Source organism: Sphingobacterium sp. WOUb80 (genome assembly GCF_050058145.1).
Lineage (GTDB): Bacteria > Bacteroidota > Bacteroidia > Sphingobacteriales > Sphingobacteriaceae > Sphingobacterium.
The window spans coordinates 4347251-4363336 of sequence record NZ_CP165617.1 but is presented as its reverse complement, the minus strand read 5'-3'; the positions used below and the strand labels follow the sequence as shown (position 1 = coordinate 4363336).

Below are 16086 nucleotides of genomic sequence, written 5' to 3'. Positions count from 1 at the left end.
AACAAGGTTATGAAAAGAACAATCTTATGGAGTTTAGTTGCTGCGGGAAGCATTTTACTCAATTCTTGTAATAAATGGCTGGATTTACAGCCGCAGGATGGAATAACCCGTGCAGAATTTTGGAAAACAAAGGAGGATGTCCATGCTGCCTTAATTGGTATCTATTCTTCCCTTAATTCGGGACCTGTAGAACAACAATTGTTTACTTGGGGCGAACTTAGGGCCGATCTAGTTGGGTTGACCAGTTATGCAAGTGACGACAACCGCTTGGTAAAGAATTATAATATCTTAAGCACAAATGTAATTGCGGACTGGAGTGCTATTTATACTGCGATAAATAATTGTAATCTGCTGATTGATTATGCAGGTCAGGCAAAACAGGCCGATCCTACTTTTACGGAGGCCGAATACAATACAGATTTGGGGGAAGCCTTAGCTGTCCGCAGCTTTTTGTATTTCTATTTAGTACGCACGTTTAGGGATATCCCTTTAAAATTAAAAGGGACCTCAAAAGACACCGATATTGTTTCCGTAGGGCAGTCCACTGGCGATGCAGTGCTCAAGCAAATCGAGAAAGATCTCTTGAAGGCTTTGGATTGGATACCCGAGTACCATGTCAATACCTCGGGTTACAATGCGACAAATGCCGGTCGGGTGACAAGACCCGCGGTACGGGCGATGTTGGCTGACGTATATCTATGGCTGGAACAATATGATAAAGTGGAAGAGCAGACCGCAAAAATTTTAGAAACTGGACGATATAGTCTAATTGGCGCAGCATTGCCTGAAATTTTTGATGGTGGCACGATGGAAACGATTTGGGAGTTGAGCCATAAAAACTCCAGTGAAAATCCGATGTATAATATTGGTGTGATTGCCCGTAGACCATTCACAGCCAATGTGGATATCTTGAATAATGAGATCTTTCCATCGAACGAAGGAACAGATATAGATTTATTCGATAGTCGTGGAGAAGGAAACCTGTATGGTATGTCGGGAGATCTGAGAAAATACGGTACCGAATCCCCCGACTACTACAATTTTCAGCTCTATCGCGTATCTGACGTCATGTTGATGCGTGCTGAAGCTTTGGCCGAGCTGGGGCGAGGGACGGAAGCATTGGCACTTCTTGAGGATTTGCGAACCAAGCGTAAAGCCATAAAAGCTACGGATCCGAATATTGAAGCGACTGATTTAGAGGGAATCATCTTATTCGTCTTCGCTGAGCGTGCACGTGAACTGACTTTCGAAGGTAAACGTTGGTTTGACCTTTTGCGCTTGGCAAAGAAAGATAATTATGCAAACATCAATGTCCTAGTAGATCTTGTAACGAAAGTTGTAGACGCTAATGTACGCCAATCGGCAATTAATAAAGTGCGCGATGTGGACAGCCATTATCTTCCCATTTTGGAAACTGAACTCTTCAAAGACAAACAGTTGAAGCAAAACCCATTTTACCTAAAATAGATCGTTATGAAAAGAAATTTTAGAAAACAATATTGGCTGATAGGGACATGGTTTGTCCTGTTAGTTGCGCTTATATTTTCCTGTCAAAAAGAGAAATATCGAATTTCAACCTCAGATGAAGTTAATATTACAGGTTATTTGGAAGCACATGAAACTGATTATTCCTTATTGACCGAAATCTTATATCGTTCGAAAACTGCAGGCTATCTTGGTGCGTATGGTACTTACACACTTTTTGCTCCCAATAATGAGAGCATTAATGCCTGGATCAAAGACAATGGAAAAACTGCATTGAGTGATTTTACAGATGCGCAGCTATTGGATTTTGTCAAGTACCATGTGGTTAGGGATACAGTAGGCAGCACGCGTTTTACAGATGGGAAAATCAAAACAGCGAGCTTATTAGGTGAATATTTATACACAGATGTGCAAAATGGGATTTACCGAATTAATAAGTCTGCAAAAATTATCAGATCGAATATTATCTGTGGTAACGGTATCATTCATTCCATAAATAAAGTATTAGTTCCACCAGCACAGAGTCTTGCTGAATTGATAGGGAATAATCCTCGTTATTCCATTTTTGCCGAGGCTTTAAAAGAGACTGGGTTTTATGATACTTTATATTATCAACGCGGTGTAGCGGTGGCGGATGCTAAACGTTTTCAGACCGCTATTGTTGAGTCCGACTCTGTTCTGCAGCTGCAGGGGATCAAAAGTTATGCGGATATGAAAGCAGCCTATTCACAGACGGGTGATGTGAAAAGCCATAAAGATAGCTTGTGGTTATATATGGCCTATCATTTAAGCAACGATATCAAATTTTTGGAAGACATCGTTGCTGCAAATACGATCTATACTTTGGCCCCAAAAGAGATTATTTCGACCAAATTATTAGGTGCACAGATCTTATTGAATGATGATGTGTTTAATGGGGTTCATGAAGTGGGTGCTGAAATAAACAGATCACAGAGCGATGTGTTGGCATCCAATGGCGTGCTGCATGAGACAAAACAAACCTTTAAGATCAAAGTTCGCCAGCAGGTACCGGTGTATTTTGATATAGCAACCTCGCCCGAATTAGTCAATGCACTGGGGAGCGCCTATTTTAATAGTTCCAAGGCATTGGTGGCAAATGGTGCAACCATTGCCAATTCTTTTGGCTTTAATAGTTTAACGGTTTCAACCATTGGCACGAACGGATATTATTATTATAAAGCCTTAGAAACGAAGCGCCCCTATGCAAATGGAGACCTCTTAAGCCTTTCGCTTTGTGCGAATAATAGTGCGCGGGCGAAATGGATTGAATTTAAGACTCCATATCTCGTAAAAGGACGGTATAAAGTCTGGATCTGTTATGCCCAGCATGGGGATGCCCCAGAGATTCAGGCAACATTTAATCCTGGAAAAGGGGATGAACAAATCTTGCCCAATACGATCATACTGAATCAAAGTCTGACCGCTTCGGGTGTTAGCGACCTCGCGAATGCAAACGCGGATAATCTGATGCTGGCACAGGGCTACAAACGTTACATGGCAACAGTAGGCGATTACAATGCAAATAATATTACCGGTGGACTCAAAGCAAAATCAGGTAGTGAAGCGCCATTGAATGTTGGCCGTTTGGCCGGTATTATCAATGTGGAGACAACTGATCGACATGTCATCCGTTTTGAAGCGATCAAAGATAAAAAGTGTGGTAACAATACCGTCTATCTGGATATGATCCAATTTATACCCGCAGATGATCTTGAGCAGAACTACCCTAGATTTCATCAAATTTCAGGTGAACTTTTCTATAGACCAAAATAACAGGATACACAACTATGAAAGCTATAATTTATAAAATTTACCTACTCGTATTGGGCATGTGTTTACTGTCTGCTTGTTCCAAAAATTGGGAGGATCATTTTGGAGGAGGTGATACCGATGCTCAAAAAAACTTATATACAATTATTTCCGAGCATGCTGAGTTTTCAACTTTTATGGACCTGCTCAATAAATCGGGCTATGGTGAATCGTTGAAAGCGTCGAAAAACTATACCTTGATAGTACCAACCAATGAAGCAATTGCCGCAGTGCAGGATCAATATAATTTTTCCGATACTGCGGTGATCAAGAGTTTCGTTGGCTACCATATTATCAATTCGGTCTATAATGTGAATTCAGGAGCTGATACCGTAAAGGCATTAAACTTTCGAAATAAATATGTGGAGTTTACGCATGGCACATTTGACGGTGTTGAACCTCTTCAGGGGAATCTGGTGGCGAGCAATGGACTTTATCATGTGGTAGGTCGTCCCTTAAAGCCTCTTCAGAATATATTTAATCTAGTACGCACCTTTTTTGCCGATACCAAACAAATTGAGGCTGTGAATTCCTTTGATACAGTGTCTACAGAGGGTGATATTATATATTACAGGTATAGCCCGGTATGGTATACGGAGGTACGTCGCAATATGACTACTGAAAATAAGAAACACACCTATTTCGTAGTAGACGACGAAAATTTTGAGACCGAGTATGCTAAGTTAAGACCTTTCTATGCGACAGCCTATGAGGAAGGGAATACACTTCGTCCTGACAGTACGACTACTTTTTTTACTAAAAAGGCTTTGTTGCGCGATTTTATTGTAGCGGGAGAATTGGCTACGGATCAACTTACAAATAATCTGATTTCGATAGCGGGAACCAAATTTAGTGTTGACCCCACAAATATTATCTCGCGGACAAAGGCCAGTAATGGAGTTGTTTATCGTGTGAAGCGACTTGAGTTTGCACTAGCGGATCAGATCAAGGAAATTAAGGTATTGGGGGCAAGACCCATCGGTTACAAACAAACGGATAAGCGATCAAATACCTTTTTCAGGGAAAAGCGAGATAATGAAGGAAATTTATACAATGACATTGAAGTATATGATCATAAGGTTACTTCCTTTTATGTGAAGTATCGCGCTACAGGTATGAACGTTGCTAAATATAAAGTATATGGACGAGCAATTATGGGACTGGCTGGTGATCCGCAAACAGCGGCATTTCTCCAATATGTCTACTTTTTTGACCCGAAACTTATATCGGTTACCGAGGCGGATTTATACAGACGTCCAGTCGTCAATAACCTGGGAGCAAACGATACCCGAATGACATTTGATGTACAGCCGCTTAATCATGGAGAAGTTTATTTAGGTGAGGTAACGCAAGACCAATATGGTAATCTGCCTTTGCTTGTTATGAGCAATGGTACTGGACCTATTATTTTAGAATACCTCCGATTCGTACCGATTATTCAATAATAAAGTAAAACGAAATGAGTTCGATCAAAATAAATTATAAATTAGGTGTTATCTTGTTTATTTCTACCTTGGGAGCGCACCGCAGTTGGGCGCAACAAGATACTACCGCCCGGACTATACAGCAACAAGTTACTTCTGCTTATTCCGTTAAAGGTACTGTCTATGACAGCCAAACCAATAACCCTATTGCAGGTGCTCGTATAACCTATGGCAGTAACGTAGCAAAATTGACCGATAGTAAAGGTAATTTCCGTTTAGAACTACCGGTTTCCAATGCAATTGTTGAAGTTTCTTTGGATGGATATATAGCTAAGCAGGTACCGGTGTTGCTAGATAAATCGATGAAGGTGGTCTTATACCCTGAGGGGTATCGTTCTTTCTATAAAAAGACGGAGACAGTATTTGGTGATAATGGAGTTTTAAATAATACAGGCGCAGTCGAAAAGTTGGAACTTAATGCTTGGGAACAGAATTCAGAAACAGTCAATAGCTACCTGCAAGGGAAGCTGGCTGGAGTACAAGTAACTCGACATTCAGGCACACCTTCTATTGGCGGAAATCTCAATATTCGAGGCCTGCAATCCTTGTATTCCAATAACCAGCCCTTATATATTGTAGACGGTATTGTGTATAATGCCGAGCATTTGAGTCCCTCTATAACCACAGGACATCTCAATAATGCATTGCAGCACATTGATGTGCGCGATATTCAAGATATTACGGTATTGAAAGACGCTGTCTCCGCTAATATTTATGGCGCCAAATCATCGAATGGAGTTGTGGTCATTAATACGAACCATTCAAAAGAGCTGGCTACGCAGATTGATCTGCAGGCGACAACAGGATATAATTTCCGTCCAAAACGTATTCCCGTCATGAAGTCTTATGCCTACCGAAGTTATTTGAATGATTTGTTGGCAACGAGCACCTACAGTGGTGAGGAAATAGCGAATATGCCTTTCAATAATGATAATACAAAATTCGAGGAATATGCGAAGTATCATAATGAAACGGATTGGCAGAAAGATGTGCTTAATAATACAGTCGACCAGAATTATTTTCTTCGGGTTACAGGGGGAGACAATATAGCACGGTATGCTTTGTCAGTAGGTTATAACAATGAACAGGGTGTTTTGGATAACACAAAGCAAAATCGCTATACGGCACGTTTTAATGGCGACATGAACTTGACCAAGAAATTAACTGCTCAGACCAATATCTCCATGGGTTATGGGCAGCAAAGCTTGAAGGATCAGGGCTTATCACCAAAGACCAACCCTTTGTTTCTTTCGTTGATTAAGTCTCCATTTTTAAATACGCATGATATTGCTCCAGACGGCAGCATTTCACCGAATTATGCCGAAGCTGATTATTTCGGCTATTCCAATCCGATGCAAATCACACAAAATGGGATTAATAATAAAAAGGCCTATCGGTTTTTAGGTTCTTTGGTGTTCAACTATGCGTTCAATACAAATTTTAAGTTAAGTAACCTGTCTACCGTGACCTATGATAAAGCGCAAGAGGATTTCTTTATTCCTAAAAAAGGAGTCGCAAAGGACACGGTAAATAATATGGAAGTTTATAGTCGTCTCGGTACGCAGGTGGCTCGTTATTATTCAATTTCAAATGATTTGCGTCTGCAATATAATCAGGATCTAGGAACTCAGGGCCGCTTGGAAGCTATTGGTGGAGTCCGATACCACAAGCATGATTCGGAACAAGATTATGCACTAGGCTATAATTCGGCGACCGACCAGCTGGTTAGTATTGGTAACTCAACACCTGCGTCCCGGGTTTATGGCGGGCATATCGGTAAATGGGCAAATATGACGGCCTATGCTATGGGTAATTTTAGCTGGAAGAATACTTATATCTTAAATGCATCCATATCGATGGATGGATCTTCTCGCTTTGGAGACAAAGCAAAGGGAGGCGTGAAGCTTGCAGATAAGGTGTATGCAGTATTTCCGGCTGTAGGTGCTGCATGGTTATTGTCCAATGAGGATTTTTTGAAAGGAAATAATACGATCTCATTATGGAAACTTCGGGCGAGTTATGGGGTTACAGGCAACGATGATATTGGAAATTATGATGCGCGGCAGAATTACATCTCCCAGAACTTCTTAGGTGTCCAAGGGCTTGTGCGCGATGGTGTTGCCAATCCTTATCTAAAATGGGAGAAAGTAGAAAAAATAAACGTTGGGACAGATCTTTCGTTGTTGAATGAACGCATCAATTTAGGCGTCGATATCTACCAAAATAGGACAAGTGATATGCTAGCCTATAATTCGGGGAATACTGTTTCTGGAATTAGTTATTACCTCTATAATAATGGTTCAATGCGTACACGTGGTATTGACTTCTCCTTGTTTGGACGTATTCTGACCGGCTCCGTCAAATGGGATGCCTCATTGACGCTAAGTCACTATAAAAGCAAGATCACAGATCTTCCCGAAACATCCTATACACAATATGCCGGTGGAACTTTTGTGAGCGAGAAAGGCGGCGCACCAAATGCCTTTTATGGGTACCAGTTCAACGGTGTTTACCGCACAAGTGCAGAAGCTGCCGAAGCTGGATTGTCTATTTTGGATGCAACAGGCAATAAAATACCTTTCCAGGCAGGAGATGCGAGATTCACCGACCGTAACGGTGATAAGATCATTGATGATCGTGATCGAATGATCATAGGTGATCCTAATCCAGATCTGGTGGGCGGATTTAATAACAGCCTGACCTATAAAAACTGGAAATTCGGTGCATTGGTGACGTTCAGCTTAGGCAATGATATTTATAACTATACACGGGCACAACTAGAGTCGGGAAGTACATTTTATAACCAGACAGAACTCTTACAAAATAGATGGCGGGCGGAAGGTCAGGAAACTGATGTGCCTCGCGTTGCACTCAACGATCCAATGGGAAATAGTAGATTTTCAAATCGATGGATAGAAGACGGTTCATATGTTCGGCTTCGTCAGCTTTCCGTTGAGTACGGTATTCCAGTAAATAAACGTATCATCAAATATGTCCGTCTATATGGTACTGCCAATAACTTGTTGACTTTTAGTAAGTATTTAGGTTATGATCCTGAATTTGCTCAGTCTGCTGATGTTTTTCATCAAGGGGTTGATGTGACGCTGGAACCCATCGTTCGCTCTGTGCAGCTGGGATTGAGGATCGGTCTATAAAAATTTAATATACTATGTTTATCACATACAGAAAATATTCGAAATATTCGCTTTGGGCCATATTGGCCTGTAGCCTTTCTTTTACATCTTGTAAGAAAGCATTGGATTTCTCTCCCGAAGATAAATTGGACAGTTCAAAAATGTACAATACGCTTGCCGATGCTGATGCGGTGGTGCTCGGGATTTATGGGCAAGTAGCAGGATTAGGTGAACGTTATATTGTCCTGAACGAATTAAGGGCCGATCTCATGGACGTCACACAAAATGCAAATCCCTATTTGCAGCAAGTTTCCAACCATGAAGTAGCAGAAGATAATCCTTATGCCGATCCATCTGCTTTTTATAAAATTATCTTCAATTGCAATGATGCCTTGAAGAACTTCAAGGTGATGGAGCGGCAGGGTAAGCTGAGCAATACCGAATTTAATCAGCGTTATTCTGACCTCGCTATGCTGCGTGCATGGTTGTATTTACAATTAGGGATCCACTTTGGAGATGTTCCCTATATCAAAAATACAATAGAAAGTGTTGATGAGATTAAAAGTTTGGAAAACTATCCGAAAACAACTTTTGATCATTTGGTCGATTCTCTGATCAATGACACAAAAGATTTGCCATATCAAGACCCTTATGCCTATCCGACAGGCAGCACATTGGTTTTTACGACAGATGGCGCGAGCACACAGAAGGTGTTCATCAGCAAGGCCCATGTCCTCGGCGAACTCTATCTTTGGAAAGGAAACTATTATGAAGCGGCAAAGACTTATAAAAGATTGCTGTCTGCCGAAGACAATAACAGTAATATTGATTATCTGTTCAATTTCAATCGTATTGGCTGGAGCTACTTTAATGTAAGTTTTGCAAGAGCACAGGAGGGGTCATCTTTGGTAAATTCTTTAACAGCAGGCTGGCGAAGTATGTTTGCGCTATCGAATACGGTACGGGAATGGAATTCCGAATGGAACTGGTCTATTCCATACCATAACTCTTTTGCTCCTGGAAATCCTTTTATAGATCTATTTTCTAAGTCAGGAAAATATGCACTTAAGCCCTCTCAAAAGGTGATTGATTTATGGAATTCACAGACCAATAATGCGGGTATTCCCTGGGATCCCAGGAGTAAGCTATCTTATGAAGTTGCTGCAAATGGTGATCCTGTGATTACAAAATTTACGGATAATTCAGGGGATTTATTGAGCTTGTTAAATAAAGGCGGTCGTTGGAATATCAATCGAGCCGCAGGGGCGCATCTTCGCTTTGCAGAAGCTGCTAATCGTGATGGTCAGGGCCGTTTGGCCTATGCATTGGCAAACTGGGGGCTAATCAGTACCTTCTATTATGGCGCTTTTACGAAAGACGGTGGTATTATACCTGGCAATTTTTTTGAATTGGAGTCGGAGATAACCCATGAAGGATTTGGGACGAATAGAACCACTTTTGCCGAATCCTCGCCCTATTATTTTGACGCACGCGACAATGCGAGTATCGTACGTGGGGTGTGGTATCGGAATTCGGGAATCCGTGGACGGGCTACTATGCCGCGTTGGCAATTCCCAGGCATTGAATATGGACCAGGTACAGTAAGTGGTTACGGAAGCATGATGACCGCTTTTAATGTGCCGCAAGCTGATCTGGAAGATAAGATCGTAGAAGAGTCTGCTCTTGAGCTAGCCTTCGAAGGCGAACGTTGGTCCGATCTGATGCGTATAGCAAAACGCCGTCATGATCCAGCTTTCCTAGCCGATAAAGTCTATGAGAAATTGCTGAAAGCAAATAACCCCAAAGCTGGAGCAGTACGTAGCAAGTTGATGGATATGAACAATTGGTATTTGCCTTTTAAATTACGGTAAACCTGAGATAAGTTTGGATTATTGATTTAATGGTTAAGGGTCTGCTTTGTGCAGGCCTTTTTCTTTTTCTTTGATGTTGAACATGAGACTGCAGGATAGTGAATTCGAAACTGTTTAATATCATTGTGTGGAGATAGCGGTTGTTGGCGATAATCGATAATTTATGAACTTCTATCAACACTTATGCAAAACTAGTGGTGGTCGGTAAAAGCGTGTATAATCGTAACATGTCAATGACAGTGCAATCTTTTAGTAATGCCATTTGTGTTTTATAAATGTAATTTTTACATTTATAAATATTTCTGATTAATTATAACCAATGGAACGAGCTATTTTCACATTAAGAGCCTGCTCTTTTTTTCTTGCAAAAGCAATTTGCTTTTTTTGTCTATTTTGGATTTTCAGTACGCCCGCATATGCCTATAGCAGCACGATTTCTGAACCAGATTCAGCCTATTTTTTTGCTTACGCAAAAGAAAAGAATGCTGGCAGAGAAGGGCTATTATATGCCTGGAGTTTGGACGGAAAACAATGGAATACCATCGGGACAGATATTGCCTTTGTAAAGTCAGATTATGGACGTTGGGGATCAGAAAAACGGATGATAAATCCTGTATTGTTTCCTCGAAATGGTGGTGGCTGGTTCTGTGCGTGGCAATTAAGTCCTGAAAGTAATGGTTCCTATGCATATACCTTTACCACTGATTTTTTTAATTGGGGCCGGCAAGATTATTATGTCTCATTAAAAGATTTGGATAAATCAACAGAGGCGCTTGTAAAAAACAGTTTGTTGCGACGTGAGAATATTTCCATTAATGGCGAAAGTTTACGTGGAACAAAGCTGAAAGTTTCATGGTCTGTTATTAAAGAATTAATCAAGCATTATGATCTCGCATTGCTTAAGCAAAAGCAATGGTCCGAACGAAGTGTTGACGATGAGGTCCGTTTCCCGGGTCTCAAACCATTGGATGTTAAACTGACACCGAATATAGGCCATAGTAAGTCTATCAGTGATATGTTGGTGGGCGTGTTTTTTGAAGATATTAATTATGCCGCAGACGGAGGTCTATATGCGGAATTGATTCAAAATAGAGATTTTGAATATAAATTGAGCGATAAACAAGGACATGACAAAAATTGGAACGAGAAAACAGCTTGGCGTATGGATGGCTCGGGACAATTTCATGTTGACAGTATAAATCCCATTCATCCAAATAATAAACATTATGCCAGACTGCAAGGTGAAGGTATTCTAAGAAATATAGGCTACGATGGGATTGCCTTGAATAAGAACGAACGCTATGATCTTTCATTTTTTGGACGGGGCGCTGCGGTTAAAGGGCGTCAACTAAAAATCCGGATAAGTACAAAAGACGGAAAGGTACTCGACGAGAAATCCTTAATTGTTGACAGTAAAAACTGGAAAAAATATCAATTGGTATTAACAGCCAATGCAACTAGTAAGGATGCCGTATTGGAATTTGTATTTACAGATCGACAACAATTGGATTTGGATCTGATTTCTTTATTTCCTCAGCATACATTTAAAGGACGTAAGAATGGATTACGGAAGGATCTGGCCGAGGCTATTGCGGCTTTGAATCCGCGTTTTGTCCGTTTTCCGGGGGGCTGTTTAGCACATGGCGATGGTATCGAAAATATCTATCATTGGTCCAATACTGTAGGACCTTTAGAAAGCCGTGTGCCACAACGAAATATGTGGGGATATCACCAAACTGTTGGCTTAGGATATTATGAGTATTTTCAATTTTGTGAAGATATAGGTGCCTATGCTGTCCCGGTAGTGGCGGCTGGGGTACCCTGTCAAAATTCGGGCGCTCATGGTCATCCATTGGGCGGACAACAATGTGGTATTCCAATGGAAGATATGGATGACTATATCCAGGAAGTACTTAATCTGATTGAATGGGCCAATGGGGATAAAAATAGTACCTGGGGAAAGGTACGTGCAGCAGCGGGGCACCCCGAACCATTTCATCTAAAATATATTGGTGTAGGTAACGAAGATTTAATATCGAATGTTTTCGAGGAACGTTTTACCATGATTTACAATGCTATCCGTGCAAAATATCCCGAAATACAAGTTATTGGAACTGCAGGGCCATTTTTTGAAGGAACCGACTATGTAGAGGGCTGGGAAATTGCTAATAAATTGAACGTACCTATTATGGACGAACACTACTATCAGACACCAGGCTGGTTTATTCATAATCAAGATTTCTATGATAAATATGATCGGAGTAAAGCACAGGTGTATTTGGGCGAATATGCTGCTCATATTCATGGACGTGCGAGTACCCTGGAAGTGGCATTGGCTGAAGCGGCATATCTCACAGCATTGGAAAGAAATGGTGATGTCGTTAAGATGGCCTCTTATGCGCCACTGTTAGCCAAAGATGGTTATACACAATGGCGTCCCGATCTTATTTATTTCTCCAATACCGATGTAAATTTAACACCATCCTATTATGTACAGCAATTATTTGGGCGTAATAACGGAACAGAATATATTCCGGTAGAAGCAGTTTATTCTAATGCTGCCGTTGAGGTACAGAAGCGTGTGGCATTTTCTATTGTTAAAGATCCGAAAGATCAATCGCTCATTATAAAACTGGTTAATATCTTACCTGTTGCCATCAACATCGAATTGGAATTAGATCAGCTTAATCTGAAAGCTGATACGGCCCTTGTTTCTCAGTTGACAGGAAAACTGGAAAGTAAAACGGCAAAACCCGAAGAAAAGACCATGGCCGTTGAAAAACTCAAAAAACAACAATTGCCGCCTTATTCGTTAACCATTATCCGAATTCAATCAGGTGCAAAATAGCCCAATTCAACTCATATGATACATCCAGCTTTGAAGAAAAAGTCTATTTTAGTTTTTATTAATCTCTGTTTGGCAATTGTGCCGTTGTTTGCCAATTCAGGATTCAATCTGATCAAAAATAATCGGGCTGCGAATATCTATTATGGAGGTAGTAACCCTGTGGTTGAAACCACATTGGAACTGTTGGCTGCAGACGCACAGCAGGTTGGCCAATCTGCTTTTAAACGAATCGACAATGCAGATGCCGGAGCGATTATAATTGGGGAATTAAATGATCCAATTATCGACAAATTGATAAAGGATCATCACATTTCTCTCTCAGATATCAAAGATAAATGGGAGGCTTTTTATCTGAAAGTGATTCAAATGGAAAAAGTACCAACTCTGTTGATTATCGGGTCTGATGCTAGAGGTACGGCATACGGTGTTATGGAAATTTCCAGAAAATTAGGTGTTTCTCCATGGAGTTGGTGGGCAGATGTGGTTCCCCGTAAAAAATCAACGATTTCTTTGCCTGCCGATTTTGAAGACAAGCAATTTCCTAAAGTGCAATTCCGGGGGATTTTTATAAATGACGAGGACTGGGGATTGACGCCTTGGAGCAGTAAAACCTATGAGCCCGAAGCAAAGTTGGATGCAGGAATTGATCCGACGAAAACAAAAAAAATGGCTACGGTCGGGCCTAAGACGTATGCCCGTATTTTTGAATTATTGTTACGCCTTCGAGCCAACTCGATCTGGCCAGCAATGCATGAAGTAACTGTTCCTTTCTATTTTGTCCAAGGAAATCGGGAAATGGCCGAAAAATATGGAATATATATCGGCTCATCGCATTGTGAGCCCCTCGCTCGAAATAGTGCGACGGAATGGGATATTGTAGGTCAGGGGCCCTATAACTATTTGACAAATAAAAATGAAATTATTAATTATTGGTCCAATCGGCTTAAAACACTCGGTCAATCTCATAATATATTTACACTTGGTATGCGTGGGAAACACGATGGAGCAATGGAGGGTGTCAAAACAATAGCCGCATATAAAGATGCGTTCAATGAGGTTCTCAAGGATCAGACGGATCTATTAAAACAATATGTCAATTTAGATCCAACGAAAATTCCCCAAGTCGTTATACCCTATAAGGAGGTATTAGACGTCTACCGCGCCGGTATAGCTATTCCTGACTATGCTACATTGATGTGGTGTGACGATAATTATGGCTATATTACTCATTTTCCAGATCAGAAAGAAAGAAAAAGAACAGGCGGTAACGGACTTTATTATCATGTTTCCTACTGGGGTAGGCCGCATGACTATCTTTGGTTGTCGACGATGAGTCCGGCGCTGATCTATCAGCAGCTTTATACAGCTTATCAACATGATGTTAAAAAAATGTGGATTGTCAATGTTGGGGATATTAAGCCTGCTGAATACCAAATTGAACTCCTGATGGATATGGCATGGAATATGGATCAGGTAGAGAAAATAGGCATCTATCAGCATATGAATCAATTTTTGCAACGGGAGTTTGGACATCGTTTGGCGAAGAAGATCGTGCCGATTATGCAGGAACATTATCGGTTGGCTCATATTCGAAAGCCTGAGTTTATGGGAAATACACGTACGGAAGAGAAAGATCCAGCCTATAAAATTGTTAAAGACCTACCTTGGTCCGAACAGCAGATTCGAAAGCGATTATTACAGTATAAACTAATTCAAGATGCAGCCACCGCAATTGAGGCATCAGTTCCGTTGGATCGAAAGGATGCATATTTTGAATTAGTCCTGTATCCGGTTGTTGTAGCAGCAAAGATGAATGAAAAACACCTTTATGCACAGTTGGCACGTTATGGCAAAGCTGAATGGCAAAAAAGCCACGATGCCTATGATAAAATCGCTTCCTTAACTGCGCAATACAATGCCTTGAATAAAGGTAAGTGGAAGGGTATGATGGATTATAAACCAAGAAACCTTGCTGTTTTCGATAAGATTGTAGAAGAAAACGCTGTTGTTCCTATGGTCAATGATGATCAGCCCGCCAAGAGGATTCCTGGTAAAGATTTAAAAGGCTCAATCGGATATGAAGGGTTGGGCTATCAAGGGCAGGCCGCAGCGATCCCATTGGGCGTAGAAGCTAGTTATAGACTCAAGGGATTAAAGGGTGATTCTGTTACCATTGTCGTCCACTTGCTGCCTACACACCCGGTCTCTTCAGATGATTTACGTTTTGAAGTTTCCTTGGGGCAACAGCATTCGCCTGCCATTTCCTATAAAACAATCGGACGAAGTGAAGAGTGGAAAGAGAATGTCTTGCGCAACCAGGCTATTCGAACGATTAAATTTAAGGTAGCTTCATTGCAACAGGACATATTGCGTATCAAAGCGCTTGATGAGGGCGTAGTGATTGATGAAGTAACACTATATTTGGATTAAAGTATTCGTTTCCTACTGTGTAATGGAAACTCGTTATAAACTTATTCATAAGATTGTATAAATGAAAAAACAATTTCTAGTCACGCTCTTGGTTATTTTGACCTGTCTCGTTAAGGCACAATCTCCGGTATACCTTTTCTCCTATTTTGTAGGCAATGGCGCCGACGGGTTACATCTTGCTTATAGTTTAGACGGTTTGAAATGGGAACCATTGAATCAGGGAAAAGCTTTCTTAGTACCAACGGTAGGAAAAGATAGACTGATGCGTGATCCTAGTATTTGCCAGGGCCCTGATGGTACCTTTCACCTTGTGTGGACAACAGGCTGGTGGGATAAAATTATCGGATATTCCTCTTCCAAAGACTTGATGCATTGGACCGATCAAAAAGCAATACCAGTCATGGTAGGTGAGCCTGATGCTAAAAATGCATGGGCTCCGGAGCTTTTTTACGACAAAGACACAAAAGAATATTATATCATTTGGGCCACGACAATTCCTGGTCGACATAAGGAGGTGCAGACAAGCGATAGTGAAAAAGGCTTAAACCACCGGATGTATAGTGTGACGACAAAGGATTTTAAACGTTTTTCAAAAACCAAGTTATTTTTTGACCCTGAATTTAGTGTCATCGATGCGGCCATTATACAACGGGTCAATAAGGAATATATGATGGTGCTGAAAAATGAAAATTCTAATCCGCCGGAGAAAAATATCCGAATCACGACAACAAAGAGTTTAGCCAAAGGATTTCCGACTACTGTCTCTAAACCAATCACAGGCAATTATTGGGCGGAGGGTCCTGCTCCGCTGCAAGTAGGGGAGTATATATATGTATATTTCGATAAATACCGCGACCATAAGTATGGAGCTGTAAGAAGTAAAGATGGTATCAACTGGGAAGATGTTTCTGATCTGGTGAGCTTTCCGAAGGGAGTACGTCATGGAACAGCTTTTACGGTCAATCAAACGGTTTTGTCAACTTTATTAAAAGTAAACTGATAGC

At 41.0% G+C, this 16086-nt stretch carries 8 protein-coding genes; all 8 read left to right on the top strand.

The window, feature by feature from the left end; genetic code table 11:
* Positions 1-9: 9 nt before the first annotated feature.
* The 8 genes from AB1Z56_RS18225 (at position 10) to AB1Z56_RS18190 (ending at position 16082) form a co-directional block, all read left to right on the top strand.
* A complete protein-coding gene (locus tag AB1Z56_RS18225) occupies positions 10-1467 on the top strand; it encodes a RagB/SusD family nutrient uptake outer membrane protein (protein WP_426789835.1) in 1458 nt (485 codons plus the stop codon).
* Positions 1468-1473: 6 nt separating this feature from the next.
* Positions 1474-3279 carry a fasciclin domain-containing protein gene (locus tag AB1Z56_RS18220; RefSeq protein WP_426789834.1) on the top strand — a complete coding sequence of 602 codons (1806 nt, stop codon included), beginning with the start codon at positions 1474-1476 and terminating at the stop codon, positions 3277-3279.
* A gap of 14 nt (positions 3280-3293) precedes the next feature.
* Positions 3294-4760 (top strand): fasciclin domain-containing protein, encoded by a 1467-nt coding sequence (locus tag AB1Z56_RS18215; protein WP_426789833.1) that lies wholly within the window; start codon positions 3294-3296, stop codon positions 4758-4760.
* Between the two features lie 14 nt (positions 4761-4774).
* A complete protein-coding gene (locus AB1Z56_RS18210) occupies positions 4775-7954 on the top strand; it encodes a SusC/RagA family TonB-linked outer membrane protein (protein ID WP_426789832.1) in 3180 nt (1059 codons plus the stop codon).
* 14 nt (positions 7955-7968) lie between these two features.
* Positions 7969-9804 (top strand): RagB/SusD family nutrient uptake outer membrane protein, encoded by a 1836-nt coding sequence (locus tag AB1Z56_RS18205; RefSeq protein ID WP_426789831.1) that lies wholly within the window; start codon positions 7969-7971, stop codon positions 9802-9804.
* A gap of 319 nt (positions 9805-10123) precedes the next feature.
* Positions 10124-12652: an alpha-L-arabinofuranosidase C-terminal domain-containing protein gene (locus tag AB1Z56_RS18200; protein WP_426789830.1), complete on the top strand. Its 2529-nt coding sequence runs from the start codon at positions 10124-10126 to the stop codon at positions 12650-12652.
* A 15-nt stretch (positions 12653-12667) separates the two neighbouring features.
* A complete protein-coding gene (locus tag AB1Z56_RS18195) occupies positions 12668-15082 on the top strand; it encodes a glycosyl hydrolase 115 family protein (RefSeq protein ID WP_426789829.1) in 2415 nt (804 codons plus the stop codon).
* Between the two features lie 61 nt (positions 15083-15143).
* The gene (locus AB1Z56_RS18190) at positions 15144-16082 is read left to right on the top strand and encodes a glycoside hydrolase family 43 protein (RefSeq protein WP_426789828.1); all 939 of its coding nucleotides are present in this window, start codon (positions 15144-15146) and stop codon (positions 16080-16082) included.
* Positions 16083-16086: the final 4 nt, after the last annotated feature.